Source organism: Aquicoccus sp. (assembly GCF_041686535.1).
GTDB lineage: Bacteria > Pseudomonadota > Alphaproteobacteria > Rhodobacterales > Rhodobacteraceae > Aquicoccus.
This window is the reverse complement of the sequence record NZ_JAWLDS010000017.1, coordinates 1-18,646: the sequence shown is the minus strand read 5'-3', so window position 1 is coordinate 18,646 and position 18,646 is coordinate 1. Positions and strand designations below refer to the sequence as shown.

General features: G+C 65.2%; 14 protein-coding genes and 1 pseudogene. 4 read left to right on the top strand and 11 right to left on the bottom strand.

The features are described 5' to 3' along the window. Nucleotides 1-87 precede the first annotated feature (87 nt). From ACESL9_RS06160 to pepN, 3 genes are all read right to left on the bottom strand, one after another. Nucleotides 88-1,020 carry a 2-hydroxyacid dehydrogenase gene (locus ACESL9_RS06160; RefSeq protein WP_372613122.1) on the bottom strand — a complete coding sequence of 311 codons (933 nt, stop codon included), beginning with the start codon at nt 1,018-1,020 and terminating at the stop codon, nt 88-90. 256 nt (nt 1,021-1,276) lie between these two features. Continuing rightward, entirely contained in the window at nt 1,277-1,741 is a 465-nt protein-coding gene (locus ACESL9_RS06155; protein WP_372613120.1) for a hypothetical protein, read from the bottom strand. A 7-nt stretch (nt 1,742-1,748) separates the two neighbouring features. After that, complete coding sequence (gene pepN / locus ACESL9_RS06150) at nt 1,749-4,298, bottom strand: aminopeptidase N (protein WP_372674609.1); 2,550 nt, start codon at nt 4,296-4,298, stop codon at nt 1,749-1,751. A gap of 115 nt (nt 4,299-4,413) precedes the next feature. Between pepN and ACESL9_RS06145 the strand changes: the two genes are divergently transcribed. The 4 genes from ACESL9_RS06145 (at nt 4,414) to ACESL9_RS06130 (ending at nt 9,158) form a co-directional block, all read left to right on the top strand. After that, the gene (locus ACESL9_RS06145) at nt 4,414-5,886 is read left to right on the top strand and encodes an FAD-binding domain-containing protein (protein ID WP_372674608.1); all 1,473 of its coding nucleotides are present in this window, start codon (nt 4,414-4,416) and stop codon (nt 5,884-5,886) included. 5 nt (nt 5,887-5,891) lie between these two features. After that, complete coding sequence (locus tag ACESL9_RS06140) at nt 5,892-6,032, top strand: DUF2256 domain-containing protein (RefSeq protein ID WP_372613114.1); 141 nt, start codon at nt 5,892-5,894, stop codon at nt 6,030-6,032. Nucleotides 6,033-6,156: 124 nt separating this feature from the next. Beyond that, the gene (locus ACESL9_RS06135) at nt 6,157-6,849 is read left to right on the top strand and encodes a YrbL family protein (RefSeq protein ID WP_372613112.1); all 693 of its coding nucleotides are present in this window, start codon (nt 6,157-6,159) and stop codon (nt 6,847-6,849) included. 185 nt (nt 6,850-7,034) lie between these two features. Continuing rightward, a complete protein-coding gene (locus tag ACESL9_RS06130) occupies nt 7,035-9,158 on the top strand; it encodes a malate synthase G (RefSeq protein ID WP_372674607.1) in 2,124 nt (707 codons plus the stop codon). Between the two features lie 17 nt (nt 9,159-9,175). Here the strand turns inward: ACESL9_RS06130 and ACESL9_RS06125 are convergent, their stop codons facing one another. The 8 genes and pseudogenes from ACESL9_RS06125 to ACESL9_RS06090 form a co-directional block, all read right to left on the bottom strand. Then, on the bottom strand, nt 9,176-9,706 hold the full coding sequence (locus ACESL9_RS06125) for a glutathione peroxidase (protein WP_372674606.1): 531 nt from the start codon (nt 9,704-9,706) through the stop codon (nt 9,176-9,178). 208 nt (nt 9,707-9,914) lie between these two features. Beyond that, complete coding sequence (locus tag ACESL9_RS06120) at nt 9,915-12,089, bottom strand: RNA degradosome polyphosphate kinase (RefSeq protein ID WP_372613106.1); 2,175 nt, start codon at nt 12,087-12,089, stop codon at nt 9,915-9,917. Nucleotides 12,090-12,189: 100 nt separating this feature from the next. Next, nucleotides 12,190-12,747, bottom strand: coding sequence for a CIA30 family protein (locus tag ACESL9_RS06115; RefSeq protein ID WP_372613104.1), 558 nt, complete (start codon nt 12,745-12,747; stop codon nt 12,190-12,192). A 91-nt stretch (nt 12,748-12,838) separates the two neighbouring features. Further along, a pseudogene (locus ACESL9_RS06110) lies at nt 12,839-13,538 on the bottom strand (DnaA ATPase domain-containing protein). Beyond that, nucleotides 13,538-14,605, bottom strand: a complete 1,068-nt coding sequence (locus tag ACESL9_RS06105; RefSeq protein WP_372613100.1) for an AI-2E family transporter — start codon at nt 14,603-14,605, stop codon at nt 13,538-13,540. The pseudogene ACESL9_RS06110 and the gene ACESL9_RS06105 overlap by 1 nt, the downstream one beginning before the upstream one ends. A 163-nt stretch (nt 14,606-14,768) precedes the next feature. Beyond that, entirely contained in the window at nt 14,769-16,205 is a 1,437-nt protein-coding gene (gene cysG / locus ACESL9_RS06100; protein ID WP_372674605.1) for a siroheme synthase CysG, read from the bottom strand. A gap of 195 nt (nt 16,206-16,400) precedes the next feature. Beyond that, the gene (locus tag ACESL9_RS06095; protein ID WP_372674604.1) at nt 16,401-16,937 is read right to left on the bottom strand and encodes a fasciclin domain-containing protein; all 537 of its coding nucleotides are present in this window, start codon (nt 16,935-16,937) and stop codon (nt 16,401-16,403) included. A 113-nt stretch (nt 16,938-17,050) separates the two neighbouring features. Then, nucleotides 17,051-18,544 carry a pentapeptide repeat-containing protein gene (locus ACESL9_RS06090; protein WP_372615318.1) on the bottom strand — a complete coding sequence of 498 codons (1,494 nt, stop codon included), beginning with the start codon at nt 18,542-18,544 and terminating at the stop codon, nt 17,051-17,053. Nucleotides 18,545-18,646 lie beyond the last annotated feature (102 nt).

Here is an 18,646-nt window from a genome sequence, read left to right as displayed (position 1 = left end):
AAAGAGCAGGGGTTACATGAGGATCATCGTGTAGCCTGTTCTTTCCTGGTAAAAATACTCATTCCCGGCCTTGCAGTTTCTCCTTGGTCAATAGCCTGCGCTGCGATCGACGAGATGCAGAAACGGCGCGCCCGTTTCGCCCCGGCGCACGTTCTCGGCGATCACCTCGGAGGCTGGGCCGGGGCGCGTGTCGGACGCGATATGTGGTGTCACAGTCACCTTGGGATGCGACCAGTAGGGGTGATCGGCGGGAAGGGGTTCCTGGCGAAAGACGTCGAGCGTGGCATGGGCGACCCGGCCCGAGTCGAGCGCGGCCAGCAGCGCGTCGTCGTCGATGAGCGTGCCGCGGCCGGGGTTGATGACGAAGGCGCCAGGGGCGGTGAGGGCCAAGGTTTCGGCGTTGAGCGTGTTCTCGGTGGCGGGCGTGTTTGGCAGAAGAAGAATAATGATTTCAGAATCTTGCAGTGCATCGCGCAGGCCGGACTCGCCGTGGTGGCAGGTCACGTTCTCGATGCTCTTGGGGCTGCGCGACCAGCCCGAGACGCGAAAGCCGAGACCGGCCAGCGTGGTGGCGCAGGCGCGGCCCAATTCGCCCAGCCCGAGGACCGTGACCGCCCGTTCATGGGCGAGCGGCGGGGGCGAAGGTTTCCAATGATGTGAAGGGTTTACGATGTGAGCGTCCATGCCGAGATGGTGCCGGAGCGTGTGGCCGGTGACCCATTCGACCATGCCTTCGGTCAAACCGCCGCCGACCATCCGTGCCAGGGGAATGTCGAGGGTCGGATTGGGCGCCACGTGTTCGACGCCGGCCCAGAGATTGAGCACCGCCTTGGCGCGTGTGAAGGGGGTGAAATCCTGCACCTCGGAATTCGGCGCGTAGATGATGTAATCCACCTCTTCGGGGGGAAATTCCGTGGAAAGAGAATAGCTTACCCCTGTCTTGTCAAGGGCGTCGCGCAGCGGTTTTTCGTATTCTGCCCAACGATCGGGGCGGGCGGCGAAAAGGATGTTCGCGGTCATGGTCTGCCTTCCTGGAATGGTGCCTTCGCGGCGCAGGGTGGACCGGGGCGCAGGCCGATGCAAGGGGGGCGCGGGCCCGCCGCGCGGTGGGGTTAACGCGAATTTTCGCAGAAAAATCGGGGGGGGTGACTCCCGGCTGCCCGGCGGCTGCCGGGCGTGCACCGCCGCGTCGGGGGCGGCCTTTACGGGAGATTGGGTAAATGCTGCGTGCGCTGCCCTTGGGTCGCGGCCCACGCAATGACGCGGCGTGGCGGACCTAGCCGATCAGGGAGAAGTGGTGGCGCTCGGTGCGGACGCCATGCGCCTTGAGCACGTGCTCGAAGGTGCGATGCGGCGGGGTGGCGGCGTGGGGCAGGCGGATCTTGCGCCCGTCGCGCAGGTTGAGGGTGACCCGAACCGAGAGATCGAGCCGCGTGTCGAAGCGCACCTTGTCGATCAGCGCCAGCGGCAGGGTGTCGCCGGTGGTGCGGGTCTGCCAGCCGAGTCCGCGGTCATCGAGGCTGAGGGTGGAACGCGGGTCGGTGATGAATTCCCACAGCGCCGGCAGGGTGAAGAGTGCGACGCCGAGCGCGATCCACCATGCCATGTCGATGAGCAGCACGAGGGCGACGAGCACGCCATAGGTGACCGCCAGCGCGATCAGGGCCGCCCGGCTGCGCCCCCGTCTTTCATGGGTGAAGGCCGAGGGCGGCGGGGCCGGATCTGGAGGGGCGCCACTCATGCCGGGGTCATCCGAGGATGCGGGTGATCATCTCGGTGGTGTCGCCCGAAAGGCCGGGCGTGGCGAGGATGCGGTGCAACTCGGCCTCGATCAGCGCCTGACGGTCGGAATCGTAGCGCCGCCATGTCTCGAACGCGGTGCACATGCGGGCCGTGGTCTGCGGATTGAGCGGGTCGAGCGCGATGAGGTGATCGGCCAGCAGCGCATATCCCTTGCCCGAGGCGTGGTGAAACCCGGCCGGGTTCATGGTGAGCGCCCCCAGCGTCGCGCGGAAGCGGTTGGGGTTGCGGATCGTGAAATCGGGGTGCCGGGTGAGGGCCTTGGCGGTGTCTGCGGCCGTGTCCGGGGTGGCATTCGCGATCTGGACCGAGAACCATTTGTCGATCACGAGGCGGTCGTGCTTCCATTGGTCATAGAAGCGCCGGGTGGCCTCATCGCCGCGCCCCGCCGATATCAGCGCCGAGAGCGCGGCGAGTTGCCGGGTCATGTTGTCGGCGCTGTCGAACTGTTTCTGCGCCAGCGCGCCGCCATCGAGCTGGGTGAGCATCGCCATGGCGGCGTTCGCAAGGCTGCGGGCGGCGGATTGCGCGGCGTCGGGCGCATAGGGCGCCTCCACCTGGTACTGGGCGTGGAGCCGCGTGGCGGTGTCGTGGAACGCCTCGGCGCGGGCCTGTTTGAGGGTTTCCAGCGCCTCCCAGATCGCCTGTGGGTCGGGGGTATGGCCGTGATCGTGGAGCAGCTGGGCCAGTTCGTCCTGCGAGGGCAGGCCGAGGGCGAGGGCGCGGAAGGCGGGGTCTTGCGTGTCGTCGCGGATGAGCGTGTGCAGCGCGTCGAGATAGGCCGTGTCGGGGGCGGCGCCGTCGCGGATCATGGCGAGGAGGCAATCGAGGGCGAGGTCGCGCCCTGCCTGCCAGCGGTTGAACGGGTCGGTGTCATGCGCGAGCAGGAAGGCGCGGGTTGCGGTGTCGGTTCGGGTTTCGAGGATCACCGGGGCCGAGAAGTCGCGCAGGATCGATGGAACGGGTTTCGCGGAGAGCCCGTCGAAGGTGAAACTCTGTTCGGGTTCGGTCATTTCGAGCACGGTGGTGGGCTGCACCTCGTCGCCATTGGGGTTGAGCAGGCCCACGGCGATGGGGATGACGCGCGGGGCCTTGTCGGGCTGGCCGGGGGTAGGGGGCGTGTGCTGGCGGAAGGTGAGCGTATAGGTGCCATCCTCGAAAGCCTCGGACCATGAAAGGCGCGGGGTTCCGGCCTCGTCATACCAGCGCTTGAATTGCGTCAGGTCGCGACCGGTGGCATCCTCGAACACCTTGAGCCAATCCTCGATCGTGGCGGCATCGCCGTCATGGCGGGTGAAATAGAGGTCGAGCGCGCGGGCGTAGGCGTCATCGCCCACGAGCGTTTTGAGCATCCCGATCAGCTCGGCGCCCTTTTCATAGACCGTGGCGGTGTAGAAATTGTTGATCTCGACAAAGCTCTGGGGCCGCACCGGGTGGGCGAGCGGGCCGTTATCCTCGCGGAACTGGCGGGCGCGGAGCGCGATCACGTCCTCGATGCGCTTGACCGGCGCGCTGCGCATGTCGGCGGTGAATTCCGCGTCGCGAAAGACGGTCAGCCCCTCCTTGAGGCAAAGCTGGAACCAGTCGCGGCAGGTGATGCGGTTGCCGGTCCAGTTGTGGAAATACTCGTGCGCGATGATCGCCTCGATCCGTTCGAAATTGGCGTCGGTGCTGGTTTCCGGGCTGGCCAGCACGCAGGAGGAGTTGAAGATGTTGAGGCCCTTGTTCTCCATCGCGCCCATGTTGAAATCGTCCACGGCCACGATGTTGAAAACGTCGAGATCGTATTCGCGGCCGTAAACCTTTTCGTCCCATGCCATGGATTTCTTGAGCGCCTCCATTCCGAAGGCGCATTTGCCCTCGTCGCCGGGGCGGACCCAGATGTTGAGATCGACCGTCTTGCCCGACATCGTGGTGAAGCTGTCGGGGTGGTTGCGCAGGTCGCCCGCGACGAGGGCGAAGAGATAGGCGGGCTTGGGCCAGGGGTCGTGCCATTCGGCAAAGCCGGGGCCGGATGCACCGGGATTGCCGTTCGAGAGCATCACCGGCATGTCGCCCTCGATGCGCACGCTGAAGGGCGCCATCACGTCGGGGCGGTCGGGATACCAGGTGATCTTGCGGAAACCCTCGGCCTCGCACTGGGTGCAGTACATCCCCCCTGACATGTAGAGCCCTTCGAGCGCGGTGTTGGCGGCGGGGTCGATCTCGACCTCGGCTTCGAAGGTGAAGGGGGTGTCGGGGGCGTTCAGTTCGATGCCGCCTTCGACGTGGCGCGGGGTGATCTCGGTGCCGTCGATCCGGGTCGAGATGGGCTTGAGGTCTTCGCCATGCAGGAAGAACCGGCGGCCGGGCGCGTCGGGCTTGGGGGCGAAGCGGATTTTCGAGCGCACGCGGGTGGCCGATGGAGCAAGGCGGAAGGTCAGATCGACCTTTTCAACCGTGAAGCCGAAGGGGGTGTAATCCTCGAGATAGACGGTTTGGGGGGCGGCGTCTTTCATGCTCTGTCTCCTTCGGCTGCGCGGTGAGGCGACGTTACGGGGCCGCGCGCGTGGCTTCAATGGGTGATCCGCGGCGCAGGCCGGGGCGTAACCCGGTGAAACGATCGGAAAGACCATGCCGCAAGCGCCTGTCATATGCTGGTTCAAGCGCGATCTGCGCATCGAGGATCACCCGGCGCTGGCGCGGGCGGTGGCGCTGGGGCCGGTCATTCCGCTTTATATCATCGAGCCCGCGCTCTGGGCGCAGGCGGATGCGTCGGGGCGGCAATATGGCTTCGTGCTGGATTGCCTGGAAAGCCTGCGCGCGGGGTTGGCGCGGCTGGGCCTCGGGCTTGTCATACGGGTGGGCGATGCAGTCGAGGTGTTGGAATGCCTGCGCACCGAGACCGGCGCGGCGCGGATGGTGAGCCACGAGGAGACCGGCAACGCCTGGAGCTTTGCGCGTGACCGGCGGGTTGCGGCCTGGGCGCGGGGGCAGGGCGTTGCCTGGGAGGAACTGGCGCAATGCGGGGTGGTGCGGCGGCTGGGTGGGCGCGATGCCTGGCAGGGGCTGCGCGATATGTTCATGCGCGCGCCGGTGGTCGGCGTGCCGGGCGAGGTGCGGGGCCGGCCGGTGGAGGGCGTGGCGCCGCCCGCGCCGCATGTGCTGGGCCTTGACGATCACTGCCCGGGGCAACAGCGAGGCGGGCGCGACCGGGCGCTGGGCGCGTTGGAGAGCTTTCTCGCCACGCGGGGCGAGACTTATCAATGGGCCATGTCGCGGCCGGGCGAGGGCGCGCGCGCCTGTTCGCGGCTCAGCCCGCACCTGGCTTTCGGCACGCTCTCGGTGCGAGAGGCGGTGCAGGCGGGGCGTGCCGCGCCCGGGGGGCGGGGCAAGGCATGGGCCGGGTCGATGCGCGCGTTCCAGGCGCGGCTCGCGTGGCGTGACCACTTCATGCAGAAGCTGGAGGACGAGCCCGCGATCGAGCATCACGCGATGCACCGCGCCTGTGACGACCTGCGCCCGCACGTGCCCGATGCCGCACGGCTGGCGGCGTGGGACAAGGGCGAGACCGGCCTGCCCTTTGTCGATGCCTGCATGCGGTCGCTGCGCGCGACCGGGTGGCTCAACTTCCGGATGCGCAGCATGGTGATGGCGGTGGCCTCCTATCACCTGTGGCTCGACTGGCGTGCGACGGGGCGGGTGCTGGCGCGGCTGTTCACCGATTACGAGCCGGGGATTCACTGGCCGCAGGTGCAGATGCAGTCGGGCGTGACGGGTATCAACACGATCCGCATCTACAACCCGGTGAAACAGGGGCATGACCAGGACCCGACGGGAGAGTTCACCCGCAGATGGCTGCCCGAGTTGCGTGAGGTGCCCGATGCGTTGCTTCAGGAGCCGTGGCGCTGGGAGGGGGCGCGGCGCCTCGCCTATCCTGCGCCGGTGGTTGACGTGGCCGCGGCCGCGCGTGCGGCGCGCGCGGCGGTCCGGGCAGTGCGGCGCGAAACGGGATTTGCCGAGGAAAAGCGCCGCGTGATCGCCCGCCATGCCAGCCGCAAGCGCCCCCGCCCGGCGGCGGACCGGCAAATGAAACTGGACCTGTGAGCAGGATGCGCCGCAAGGGCGACCTGCCGGTCAAGACCTGTGCGACCTGCGGGCGCCCCTTCGCGTGGCGCCGGAAATGGGCGCGGGTCTGGGACGAGCTGCGCCACTGTTCCGAGCGGTGCCGACGGTCGCGCCGGCGCAACTGACACGTGAAGGACGCTGAAATGTGAACGCCTTGATTGATCGGGCGTTTGGCTTTGCGGGACTTTTGTGACATCTTTATGAAATCGTGCCGAAGCGTGTCGGTTTGCCAGGTCCAAGGAATTCTCTGTGCTAAAGGTCAGTGGCACCACTTGTGATTATCGTATCCCCCTGCACAAGATCGCGCTCTCCGAGGGGGAGCGCGTGGCGCGTGGCAATGATCGGGCCGTCTATTTTCACCCCGATTATCCGGATGTCCTGTTCAAGGTGCTGCTCGACCTGTCGGAAATGAAGCTCAAGGGGTTTCGCGGGCACAGCCTTCGGATGTTTCCATCGACCCGGATGCGGGCGATTTTCAAGGAATTCGAATGTTACATCATGGTGCAGACGCAGGTCGGCAAGGTGCAGGGCGATCTGCCGATTCCGCGCAAGTTCGGCTTTGTCGAGACCGACATCGGTTCGGCCTCGATCGTGGAGCGCATCCATGACGGGACGGGTGTGATCGGGCCCAACCTCCTGACCATGCGCGACAACGGGAGGTTCGGGCCCGAGCATGTTCCGCTGCTCAATGATTTTGCCCAAAGGCTGCTGGAGTGGAAGGTGCGCACCACGGACATGAACATGCTCAACGTGAGTTACGGTATCCGGATGGGCCGGCCGCAATTCGTGCTGGTTGACGGGATCGGCGACAATTTCGCCATTCCGATCCGCACCTGGTCGGAACGCGCGATGAAACGGGGGCACAGCAGCAGTTTTGCCAAGATCGCGCGGCAGTTCGGCCTCGTCTGGGATCCGGCGGCGCACCGGTTTCTGGAGTCGTGATGCGCGATGAAGGGTGATGACGGGCTGGCGCGGTGAATTCTTCGTGAAAATGCGATGGGGTATCGGATTATTTGGGATCGTTTGATAATCTTTCGTCCTGATTGGTAAAAAAACATAACCAATTTTGTTGCCGTGCGAAGGTGCCTTCGCTAAACATGGGGCAAATTGCCGCGAAGGAGGGCGTGATGGCCGAACGGATCGAGAAGCACGGGTTGCAGGTGGATGAGCGGCTCGCCACGTTCGTGGAGGCACGCGCCTTGCCCGGCACCGGGGTTGACGCGGATGCGTTCTGGTCGGGCTTCTCGGCGCTGGTGCACGAGCTTGGACCCGAGAACCGGCGGCTTCTGGAGCGGCGCGACGAGATCCAGTCACAGATCGATGCCTGGCACCAGGAACGGCGCGGACAGGCGCATGATCCGGTGGGGTACCGGGCGTTCCTGGAAGAGATTGGCTATATCGTGCCGGAGGGGCCGGATTTCGGCATCGAGACGGCGGGTGTCGATCCCGAGATCGCCGAGGTGCCAGGGCCGCAACTGGTGGTCCCGATCACCAATGCGCGCTTTGCGCTCAATGCCGCCAATGCGCGCTGGGGGTCGCTTTACGATGCGCTTTACGGCACCGACGCGCTGGGCGATCTGCCGCAGGGCGGCGGCTATGACGCCGCGCGCGGGGCGCGGGTGATCGCCTGGGCCAAGGCGCATCTCGACAAGGCGGTGCCGTTGGCGCGCGGGTCGTGGGCGGATGCGCGCGCGCTCGGGGTTGCACAGGGCGCGCTCGTTCCGGCGTTGCGCGATCCCGGGCAGTTCGCGGGGCATATGGGCGAGGCGACGGCGCCGAGTGCCATCGTGTTGAAAGCCAACGGGTTGCACATCGTCGTGGATGTGAATCCCGAAGGCGAAATCGGCAAGACCGATCCGGCCGGGATCAATGACATCAGGCTGGAATCGGCGATGTCCACGATCATGGATTGCGAGGATTCGGTGGCCTGTGTCGATGCCGAGGACAAGGTTCTGGCCTATGCCAACTGGCTGGGGCTGATGGATGGCAGCCTGACCGAGGAGGTTGCCAAGGGCGGGCGGACCTTTACCCGCGCGCTCAACCCCGACCTGGAGTTCACCGGGGCGGATGGGGCTGTGCGAGTGCTCAAGGGGCGGTCGCTCATGCTGGTGCGCAATGTGGGGCACCTGATGACCAACCCTGCGATCCATGACCGTGATGGCAACGAGGTGCCCGAGGGGTTGATGGATGCGGCGATCACGGTGCTGATCGCGATGCATGACAAGGGGCGCAATTCGGCGCACGGGTCGGTCTACGTGGTCAAGCCCAAGATGCACGGGCCGGAAGAGGTGGCGTTCGCCGACGAGATGTTCACCCGGGTCGAGGAGTTTCTCGGCCTGCCGCGATACACCGTGAAGCTGGGTATCATGGACGAGGAACGGCGCACCAGCGTCAACCTCAAGGAATGTATCCGGGCGGCGAAGCACCGGGTGGCCTTCATCAACACCGGGTTCCTCGACCGGACGGGTGACGAGATTCATACCAGCATGGAAGCCGGGCCGATGCTGCCCAAGGGCGAGATGAAATCGACGCCGTGGATTACCTCCTACGAGGATCGCAATGTCGATATCGGCCTGGCTTGCGGGCTGCGCGGGCGGGCGCAGATCGGCAAGGGGATGTGGGCGATGCCCGATCTCATGGGCGACATGCTTGACCAGAAGATCGGCCATCCCAAGGCGGGCGCCAATTGCGCCTGGGTTCCCAGCCCCACGGCGGCGACGCTGCACGCGACGCATTACCACGAGATCGACGTGCTCGCCCGGCAGGACGAGATCGCGGCGGGCGGGCCGCGCGGGACGTTGGATGACCTGTTGACCATCCCGGTGATGGCGGGCCGCAACCTGAGCGGCGAGGACCTGACCCGCGAGGTCGAGAACAACGCGCAGGGCATCCTGGGCTATGTTGTGCGCTGGATCGACCAGGGGGTGGGCTGTTCCAAGGTGCCCGACATCAACGATGTGGGGCTGATGGAGGACCGCGCGACCTGTCGAATTTCAAGCCAGGCGCTGGCCAACTGGCTGCATCACGGGGTGGTGGACCAGCATGCGGTGATGGCGGCGATGAAGCGCATGGCCAAGGTGGTGGACGGGCAGAACGCGGGCGATCCAGACTACCGGCCAATGGCGCCGGGCTTTGACGGGCTCGCGTTCCAGGCGGCTTGCGACCTCGTGTTTCGCGGCCGCGTGCAGCCCTCGGGCTATACCGAGCCGGTGCTGCATCGGCGGCGGCTGGAACTCAAGGCGCAGGGCTGATCCGGTGCTGATCCGGTTCAGCTGTCCGCGGGCAGCAGCGCCTCGATCTGCGTGGTGATGCTGCGCGAGAGCGGGTCGGTGCGCGAACCGTAGGTTTCGACGACCTCGCCCTCGGGGCCGATCAGCACCTTGTTGAAGTTCCAGCGCGGGGTGAACCCGGCCTCGGCCCGCAGGGAGGCGTAGAACGGGTGCGTGTCCGGCCCGCGCACGTGGGTTATGGTGGTCATGGGGATGTCGAGGCCGAATTGCACCTCGCAGAATTCCTTGACCTCGTCCTCGCTGGCCAGTTCCTGGCGGAAATCGTTCGAGGGCACGGCCAGCACCACGAGGCCACGATCACGGTAGCGGTCATAGAGCTTTTGCAGGCCGCTGTATTGCGGGGTGTAGCCGCAGCGCGAGGCGGTGTTGACCACGAGGACAGGCTGCCCCGCCCATTGGTCGATGGAAAGCGTGCCGCCGTCTATGGACTCGAAAGGCGTTGCAAGGTCCACGGCATGGGCCTGGGTGCCAAGAAGCAGGGCGAGGGTGAGGGCAAGACGGCGCAGCATGGGTTGGTCTCCTTTAAGAAGGATACGGCGCGGGGAGGCGAGACGGATCATTTTCGGGTGCGCCCTGGCGGAACTCTGATGGTGGAAGAGCTCGGCTGGCATGAATTGCATTGCTGAAATACCGGTTCGCCACCCCGCGGGTCGGCGACCGCGCGTCTTGGGAGGCATGGAGCGCTTGCGTGGTGACCTTTCTGGGCGGGCCGCCCTTTCAATCCTCGCTGTGCGTCAGTTGCGGCACGTCCGACGCGCCGGCGGTGCCGCGGCCGGAAAGCGACGGGTGTTCCATGAAGAAGCGGTGGCAGGAGAAGGCCAGCCCCTCTTCGGGCGGGGCGGCGCGGGTGAAGTGCCCGTCGGGGGTCATCACCCAGCTTTGCGCCACGTCGGCCATGTTTGCGGCCATGATCTGTTCGGTGATCTGGGCCTTGACGGTGGGGTTCTCGATCTCGACGAGGGTTTCGACGCGGCGGTTGAGATTGCGGCCCATCCAGTCGGCGGACGACATGAAGACCCGTGCCTTCTTGTGCGGCAGGCCCTTGCCGTTGCCGAAACACACGATGCGCGAATGTTCCAGAAAGCGCCCGACGATGGATTTCACGCGGATATTCTCGGACAGGCCCTTGACCCCGGGGCGCAACCCGCAGATGCCGCGCACCACGAGGCTGATCTTTACCCCCGCGCGCGAGGCCGCATAGAGCGCATCGATCACCTCGGAATCGATGAGCGCGTTCATCTTGGCCCAGATCTCGGCCGGGCGGCCGGCCTCGGCATGCGCAATCTCGGCCTCGATCATGTCGAGCAGTTTCGGCTTGAGCGAGATTGGCGAGATGGAGAGGTTTTCGAGGCTTTCGGGCTGGGCATAGCCCGAGAGGAAGTTGAACACCTTGGTGGCGTCGCGGCCCAGTGCCGGATCGCAGGTAAAGAACGACAGGTCGGTGTAGATGCGCGCGGTGATCGGGTGGTAATTGCCGGTGCCGTAATGGGTATAGGTCACCAGCCGGTCACCTTCGCGGCGCACCACGGTCGAGATCTTGGCATGGGTCTTGAGGTCGAGAAAGCCATAGACCACATGCGCGCCCGCACGTTCGAGCCGGCGCGACTGGCGGATATTGGCGGCCTCGTCGAAACGGGCCTTGAGCTCGACCAGCGCGGTGACGGATTTGCCGTCCTCGGCGGCCTCGCAGAGCGCATCGACGATCGGGCTGTCGCGCGAGGTGCGGTAAAGCGTCTGCTTGATCGCCACCACGTCGGGATCGCGCGCGGCCTGGGCCAGAAAGCGCACCACCATGTCGAAGGTTTCATAGGGGTGATGCAGCAGCATGTCCTTTTGCCGGATCGCGGCGAACATGTCGCCGTCGAAATCCTGCACCCGTTCGGGCACGCGCGGCGTGAACGAGGGCCAGAGAAGGTCGGGGCGGGTATCGAGCACCAGTTCGTCAAGGTCGGCCATGCCGATCAGCCCGTCGATCGCGACCACCTCGTCGTCGGTGACATGCAGTTCGCGCTTGATCAGGTCGAGAAGCGCGGGGGGCGCGTCGGCCGAAACCTTCATGCGCACCACTTCGCCGCGCCGGCGGCGTTTGAGGGCGGTCTCGAACTCGCGCACCAGGTCTTCGGCCTCTTCTTCCAATTCGAGATCGCTGTCGCGCAGCACGCGAAAGGCGCAGTGACCCTTGAGCGCGTAGCCCGGGAAGAGCGAGCCGATATTGTCGAGCAACAGTTCCTCGAGCGGCAGGAAGCGGTGGGTTCCGTCATCGGCGGGCAGCGGCACGAAGCGGTCGATCTGGTGCGGGATCGGCAGCAGGGCCTTCAACTCGCGCTTGTCACGCTTGCGTTCGAGTTCCAGCGCGAGGGCAAAGCCGGTGTTGGGAATGAAGGGAAAGGGATGCGCGGGGTCGATGGCCAGCGGTGACAGGACCGGGAAGACGCGGGCGAGAAACACCTCGGAGAGGTGGGCGCGGTCGTCCTTGGACAGTGTTTCGCGCTTGCAGATCGAGATACCCTTGCTCTGCATTTCGCTGGCAAGCTTGTCATAGGTGGCCTGTTGATGGGCCATGAGGTTGCGCGCCTCGGCGTTGATCAGCTTGAGCTGTTCGGCCGGACTCAGCCCATCGGCGGCGGGGGTGGTGACGCCGCCATGGGCAAGTTCGCGCAGGCCCGCCACGCGGACGGTGTAGAATTCGTCGAGATTGTTGGCCGAGATCGACAGGAAGCGCAGCCGTTCGAGCAGCGGCACGCGCGGGTTCTCGGCCTCCTCCAGGACGCGCCAGTTAAATCCGAGCCAACTCAGTTCACGATTGAAGAAGCGCCCGGGCCCGGCGATGTCGAGATCGGGCATGTCGGACGGGTCGATGAACGGGTTGGCGAGAAAATCTGCGTTTGGCATATCCGGCTTATGCGGCTTTCTTGTAAATGTTGGGTGACGATATGAAGGGCGAGTTTGCGCCCTGTGCGGGGGCTTGTCCAGTGACCGGCCGGCGGTCGGATCAGTAAAAACCTACCTCGCGCAGGTCGATCTCGGCCTCGTGATCGCGCCCGAAGGCCACGATGCCCACCGATTTGATGCCCGCGATTCGCGGGGTGCCGCGCAGCAGCCGGCCCGATGGCTCGAACGCGGTGAAGGGCAGGCGGATCTCGGTCCATTCCGGCGGGGCGTGGAAACCGGCCTGATAATACTGCCACGGCAACACCGTGCCGCCGGTGCGCAGATGCACGAAATAGCGTTGATCGTTGCCGCGCAGAACGAGGCGCAAGCCGGTGGCGTCGTCGGGCGGCGGCGCCGAGAGGTCGGTGCGCATCTGGATGAAGCCGCCGTTATTTTCGGTGCTGACCGTGCCGGTGAGCCGGGCATGGGTTTGGCCGCCTTCGCGCAGGAAGTCGAGTTCGCCCTGCGAGACGCCGCCCATTACGGTGTCGGTGAAAAAGCGCCAGCGGGTTTCGGGGGCTGTTTCGAAGGTTTCGAGCATTTTGGATTGGGCCATGGCTGTGAGGGGGGTGCCCAGGCAGAGCAGGGCGATGAGAGCGGATTTGACGGTCGGGCGCATGGCGGGGAAACATCCTGTCGGGTCATAGGGCCTTTGTGGGATATGGGGTCGGGAGCAGACCGCGGCAAGGCCGGCGGAGGGGTGATGCGGCTCAGCCCGCGAACCGGCCCACGAGGTCCGCGGCGAGGCGGCGATTGATCTCGCGGCGCTGGTCGAGTGCGGCCTCGTCCAGCGCGGTCACGATCTGCCGGGCGCTGTCGAAGCTGCGGTCGATATGGCGCAGAAGGTAGGGGATGGTGTCGGGGGTGGGCGAAAGCTGACGGTCGGTAAAGAGTTTCATCAGCACCGCCGCAAGCAGGTTGTCATCGGGCGGCTCGATGATGACGGCCGTGGTGCCTTGCATCCGGCTTTGCAGATCGGGCAGGGCAAGGCCCCAGCGGGCGGGCGCAGTGTGCGCGGTGAACAGCAGCGTGCGCCCCTCGGCCAGCGCAAGGTTGTGCAGATGAAAGAGCGCCTCTTCGGCGCGCGTGTCACCGGCGATCTCCGGCACATTCTCGATCACGAGGTTCGTGCGGGAGAGGCCGGGGATGTCGTGGCGCACAAGGTCGGGGGCCGGCAAGAGAGAGGCGCCCCCCAGGGGGGTGGCGGGCCCCCCCCGACAGGGTGGTCCAGACATGCGCGAGATGGGTCTTGCCCGCCCCCGCGGGCCCGATCAGCGCGAGCTTGCGCCCGGGCCAGTCGGCCCAGGTCTCGATCATGGCGACCGCGTGGGCGTTGGCGGGCGAAACGAAGAAATCCTCGCGCCCGTGGGCGGTCCGCGCCGGCAGGTCGAAACGAAGCTGACGGGCCATCACGTTTCGTCCCGCGACTCCAGCCCGCGGTAGAGGCGGCTGCCCACGTATTGGTCGATGGCAAACCGGGCGATGACCCCGAAGGCGGCGGCGACGGGCACGGCGACCAGCATGCCCACGAAGCCGAAAAGCGTGCCGAAGACCGACAGCGCGAAAATGAGCCAGACCGGGTGCAGCCCGACCGAGCTTCCGACGAGCTTGGGGGTGAGGACATTGCCTTCGGCCACCTGGCCGCTGACGAAGACCGCGGCCACCAGTCCAAGGGTGATCCACTCGCCCCAGAACTGGAAGAGCCCCAGTCCGATGGCCAGCGAACCGCCGAGAATGGCGCCGACGTAGGGAATGAAGGTGAGGGCACCCGCGACGAACCCCACGACCAGCCCGAATTGCAGCCCAAGCGCCATCAGGGCGACCGCGTAATAGGTGCCCAGGATCAGGCTGACCGTGCCCATGCCACGGATGAACGAGGCCAGCACCATGTCGATCTCGCCCGCCAGCTGGCGGATGACCGGCGCGTGATCGCGCGGCAGGAGCGTGTCGATGCGGGAGATCATGCGGTCCCAATCGTAGAGCAGATAGACCGCCACCACCGGCACGATCACGAAGAGAAGCACGATATTGATGATCGAGGCGGCAGAGTTCAGCACCGCTTCGAGAAGCTCGCCACCGCGCTCCTGCACCTTTTCGCCCACTGCGAGGAGCGATTTGCGAAGGGTGCTGTCCGCGTCGACCAGCGACGGGAAGCGGTCGGTGAGAAACGCCTGGAGATCCTCGGCCAGTTGCGGCGCGGTGTTGAAAAGCGCGATCGCTTGCTGCACCAGCGTCGGGATGACCAAGAGGGCCATGAGGATGAAAACGAGCGTGGCGAAGACGGTGATGATCGCGGTTGCGACGCCGCGCGATGTGCCCAGCCGTTCGAGCCGGTCAGCCACGGGATCGAGGAAATAGGCGATGGCGCCGCCCAGCACGAAGGGCAGGATCACGTCGCCCAGCACCCAGAGGACCACCACGAAGACAAGCGCGGCAATGCCCCAGTATTTGAGTTGATCCCTGACCGGAAGCGCCATATGTTTCCCGCTTGGTTCCTTGTGCGTTCTGCGCCTTGTGTCGCCGCTGGGGCCGGGCAAATCAAGCCTGTTTTGCCTTGTGGAGCCACCGCGGCGCCTTTCGGCGCGGATCGGCGGTGATGTCGCGCCCGACGGGCGCGTTCCCCGGGGCGCTTCGGTGCGATCAGATTTCCAGCCGCCTCGACGGGGCGAGGCTGAGTTCATGGACGGAGTTGTCGGCTGCCCAGTTGAGCCGGTCGCGCAGGCGCACCACCGAACCGATGAGGATCATGGACGGCCCGCTGATCGCTGCGGCCGTGACGCGGCCGTGAATGTCGGCCAGCGTGCCGGTCACGACCTGTTGTTCGGGGCGGGTGCCGTTCTCGATCACGGCGACCGGGGTCGTCATGTCCACGCCGAGGGTGTCGAATCGCTCGATCAGGTCGCCGAGCGCGGAGAGCCCCATGTAGATCGCCGTGGTCTGGCCGGGGCGGACCAGTGCCTGCCAATCGAGCTTGGCAAGGCTGTGATGCCCGTGGGCGGTGACCATGACGCAGGACTGGGCGTGGTCGCGATGGGTGAGCGGGATGCCCGCATAGGCGCCACAGCCGGCCGCTGCGGTGATGCCGGGCACCACCTGGAAGCCGATGCCCTCGCGGGCCAGGATCTCGATCTCTTCGCCGCCGCGCCCGAAGATGAAGGGATCGCCCCCCTTGAGGCGCAGCACGCGGTTGCCGTCGCGGGCGAGGCGCACCATGAGCGCGGAGATCTCTTCCTGTGACATGGTGTGGTTCGAGGGCGCCTTGCCCACATAGATGCGGGTCGCGTCGCGGCGCACGAGGGCGAGGATGTCATCCCCGATCAGCCGGTCATAAAGCACCACGTCGGCGCGCTGCATCAGGCGCAGGGCACGGAAGGTCAGAAGATCGGGATCGCCCGGCCCGGCCCCGACCAGCCAGACCTCGCCCGTCGGCTGGCTCTTGCCCGTGGCGGCGTCGGCCAGGTCCCGTTCGATCCGCGCGGTGGCGCGGGCGGCGTCACCGGCGAGGAAAAGATCGCCGGCCGGGCCTTCGATCATGTTTTCCCAGAAGTGGCGCCTTTCGCGCCCGCCCGGGAAGGTGGCGGCGATCCGGTCGCGGAACCCGCCGACGAACTGCGCCAGCCGCCCGAAGGTGGCGGGCAGGGTGGATTCGATGCGCGCGCGCAGGATGCGGCCGATCACGGGGGCCACGCCGCCGGTCGAGATCGCCACGAGGATGGGCGAACGGTCGACGATCGAGGGGGTAATGAAATCGCACATCTCGGGGCGGTCGGCGATATTGGCAAGGCAACCCTCGTCGCGGGTCCATTGATAGAGCCGCGCGTCACGCGCGTCATCCTCCGAGGCGCCCCAGACCACGAAAGCGCCGCGAATGTCCTCGCGCGTGGGCAGACGGGCGTGGTGGGTGAGCTGCGGCGCGTCGAGCAGCATGGCCAGTTCCGCCGAGGGCCGTGGTGCGAAGAGCGCGACCCGGGCCCCGGCCGAGAGCGCGCGCTCGACCCGGCGGGCGGCCACCGTGTCGTCGCCATCGACCACGACCTTCTTGTCGTTGATGCGCAGGAAGAGCGGAAGCGTGTCCATGATGCTGGTGCCTTTGATCGGCCGCGGGCAGGGCGGCCGCCCGCCCCGTCGCGTGAGCGTGCGGGCTGCCTGTCCGTTTCTTAGCATCCCCGACCCGGTCAATGCCAGCCGGTCCTCGGCAAAGGAAAACCCCGCCCCTTGGGTAGGGCGGGGTCTCTCGCCGCGTGAGCGAGATCCGGGTTGATCAGCGCGTGATCAACACTCGGGGTTGTTGCCCGGCATGAGAACCTTGTCCACGACGTGGATCACGCCGTTGCTGGCCTCGATGTCGGCGATGATGACATTGGCCATCGCGCCCGTGCCGTCGTCGAGCATCACGCCCTCGCCGCTGGTCACGCAGAGGTCGGCGCCTTCGAGCGCGGTACCCGCACCCATGGTGCCCTCGGGGATGTCGCCCGACATGACTTCGCCCGGCACGACGTGATAGAGCAGCACGTTGGTCAGGTCGCCCTTGGCCTCGGGTTCGAGCAGCCCCTCGACGGTGCCTTCGGGCAGCGCGTCAAAGGCGTCATTGACCGGGGCGAAGACGGTGAACGGACCTTCGCCCGAAAGCGTCTCGACCAGGTCGGCGGCGGTGACGGCGGCAACGAGCGTCGAGAAACGCTCGTCATCGGCTGCCGTCTCGACGATGTTCTTTTTCATCCCGTGATTGTCGGCCAGAGCCGGCACGGCAGCGCCAAGCGCCGCAACGGCTGTTGCGGAAGCGGCGATAAGGGTAGTGAAACGGGTCATGAAGACCTCCTCGTGTCAGAGTGAATTGCTTTGTCGTCTCTCGTGCGGCCACACTGAACAGGTTACGCGGGCCGGGGGAAACGGATCACGGGATCACGGGAGTGTGATGGGGGTCAGTCGGTGGGTTTGGGGGGTGGGGTGTAGTTGGAGGGGTTGGCTTGCCATTTGCGCCATTCGGTGTGGAAGGCGTGTTCGCCGGTGTGAGGGAGCTCCCAGTCGGGCCAATGCGCGGGGCGGTCGATGCCCTGGGGTAGGGTGACGCTGGCATCGCCGAAAGCCTTGTGAAGCCAATCGTTTGGAATGGCGGTCTCATTGAGGAGGCGATCGAGAAACTGGCGCGTTGCTCCCACACGGGCGCTTCTAAATGCGGCGGCGATTATACCACGAGGTATTGTCTCATCAGGCAAGGGTTCAAGCTTGATGACAACGCCAAGCAGATCGCCTTGAATCAGTGCGCATCTTAGGTCGCAATCAACAAAGAACGCCCTATTGACCTCTCGATTGTCTACATTATTACAAAATCGTATCCTGGACCCTTGTAAATTTGCTCGCACGAAGTGCGTGTGTGATATCTTGCAATCTAATAAATCCGCTTCTCTTAGAGTAGCGTGCGATAGGTCAGCAGATTCAATCCTTGCGTTTGAGAAATTGGCGTTCGCAGCGTTTGCTCCGGTTAGCTCACAGTATACAAAGTTGGCACCTGAAAAATTGGCACTTTTGCAAAATATTGCTTGCATTTGACTGCGGAAAAAATTTGTTCTTTCAAAATCTAGGTATTGGAAATCAGCATACCGCAAATTTGTCCTAGAAAGATCAAGTCGATACCCTGTGCCATCTTGCGTTGGATGATTTCTTTCAACTTTCACTTGCTGTCGCGTTCGGCGGCCAATTACTGAAAGTGCGAGTTGGACGTCAGTCCGCAGAGTGAACTCGTTTGTGATCCAGCTTGGCGTAGATTTTCTTTTTTCATCAATAGTATCTTGTTTGCATTCTTGAGGAAATGGAAGATCCGGTGCTTTGCTCGCGGGGGCATTTTCCCGCACATAGGCGCAGAGGATTTCCATCACCCGCACATGGTCGCGGCCGTTGTCATGGGTGGTCGAATCCTGTGCGATGCGTTCCAGCGACAGGATCGCGCCGATGCGGACCTCGATATTGGGTTTGGTGGTTTCGTCGCCGTCCTTCTTGACGGTCTTCTCCGCTCCCAACTGTTCCACCGCCGATGTGATCCGGTCGGTGATGTGCCCCTCTTTCTGGTAGCGCACGGTCTGGTGTTTCAGCACCGTGCCCCAGATCACGAAAGGGGCGCCGAGAAGGGCGGCGATGAGGGCGCCTGTGCCGAGGCTGGTTGAATCGGAGAGGGTGCCTGTCCCGCCGATCACGACGAGCCAGACCTGCCAGAGCGTCGCGACGAAGATCACGAGCCAGACCGGCAGCAGCACCCAGCCGAAGGCGGTGAGCAATGACAGGGGGTCGCGTTCGGTCTTGCGGTCCTGCTCGTTCAAGGTGAGCCAGAGGAGGCCGGTCAGCGCCGCAAGCCCGATGGCCGACAGGATGACCCAAAGGGCCTGTTCGCTGATCGGCAATGTGACCGTGGTCTGGTCCATGACGCGCACCCTTTCACCTGCACCATCGCAACCCTTGCGGGATATGGGCGCGGGATCAAGGGGGGAGGGCCGGGCGCTCGGCTTGTGCCCCTTGTCTGGTCC

Excerpts from the sequence above, each read along its gene's own strand:
- pepN (WP_372674609.1), bottom strand. The coding sequence starts at position 4,298 with ATGAAAGACGCCGCCCCCCAAACCGTCTATCTCGAGGATTACACCCCC.
- ACESL9_RS06095 (WP_372674604.1), bottom strand. The coding sequence starts at position 16,937 with ATGACCCGTTTCACTACCCTTATCGCCGCTTCCGCAACAGCCGTTGCG.
- ACESL9_RS06160 (WP_372613122.1), bottom strand. The coding sequence starts at position 1,020 with ATGACCGCGAACATCCTTTTCGCCGCCCGCCCCGATCGTTGGGCAGAA.
- ACESL9_RS06145 (WP_372674608.1), top strand. The coding sequence starts at position 4,414 with ATGCCGCAAGCGCCTGTCATATGCTGGTTCAAGCGCGATCTGCGCATC.
- ACESL9_RS06125 (WP_372674606.1), bottom strand. The coding sequence starts at position 9,706 with ATGCTGCGCCGTCTTGCCCTCACCCTCGCCCTGCTTCTTGGCACCCAG.
- ACESL9_RS06120 (WP_372613106.1), bottom strand. The coding sequence starts at position 12,089 with ATGCCAAACGCAGATTTTCTCGCCAACCCGTTCATCGACCCGTCCGAC.
- ACESL9_RS06130 (WP_372674607.1), top strand. The coding sequence starts at position 7,035 with ATGGCCGAACGGATCGAGAAGCACGGGTTGCAGGTGGATGAGCGGCTC.
- ACESL9_RS06115 (WP_372613104.1), bottom strand. The coding sequence starts at position 12,747 with ATGCGCCCGACCGTCAAATCCGCTCTCATCGCCCTGCTCTGCCTGGGC.
- ACESL9_RS06090 (WP_372615318.1), bottom strand. The coding sequence starts at position 18,544 with ATGGACCAGACCACGGTCACATTGCCGATCAGCGAACAGGCCCTTTGG.
- cysG (WP_372674605.1), bottom strand. The coding sequence starts at position 16,205 with ATGGACACGCTTCCGCTCTTCCTGCGCATCAACGACAAGAAGGTCGTG.
- ACESL9_RS06105 (WP_372613100.1), bottom strand. The coding sequence starts at position 14,605 with ATGGCGCTTCCGGTCAGGGATCAACTCAAATACTGGGGCATTGCCGCG.
- ACESL9_RS06155 (WP_372613120.1), bottom strand. The coding sequence starts at position 1,741 with ATGAGTGGCGCCCCTCCAGATCCGGCCCCGCCGCCCTCGGCCTTCACC.
- ACESL9_RS06140 (WP_372613114.1), top strand. The coding sequence starts at position 5,892 with ATGCGCCGCAAGGGCGACCTGCCGGTCAAGACCTGTGCGACCTGCGGG.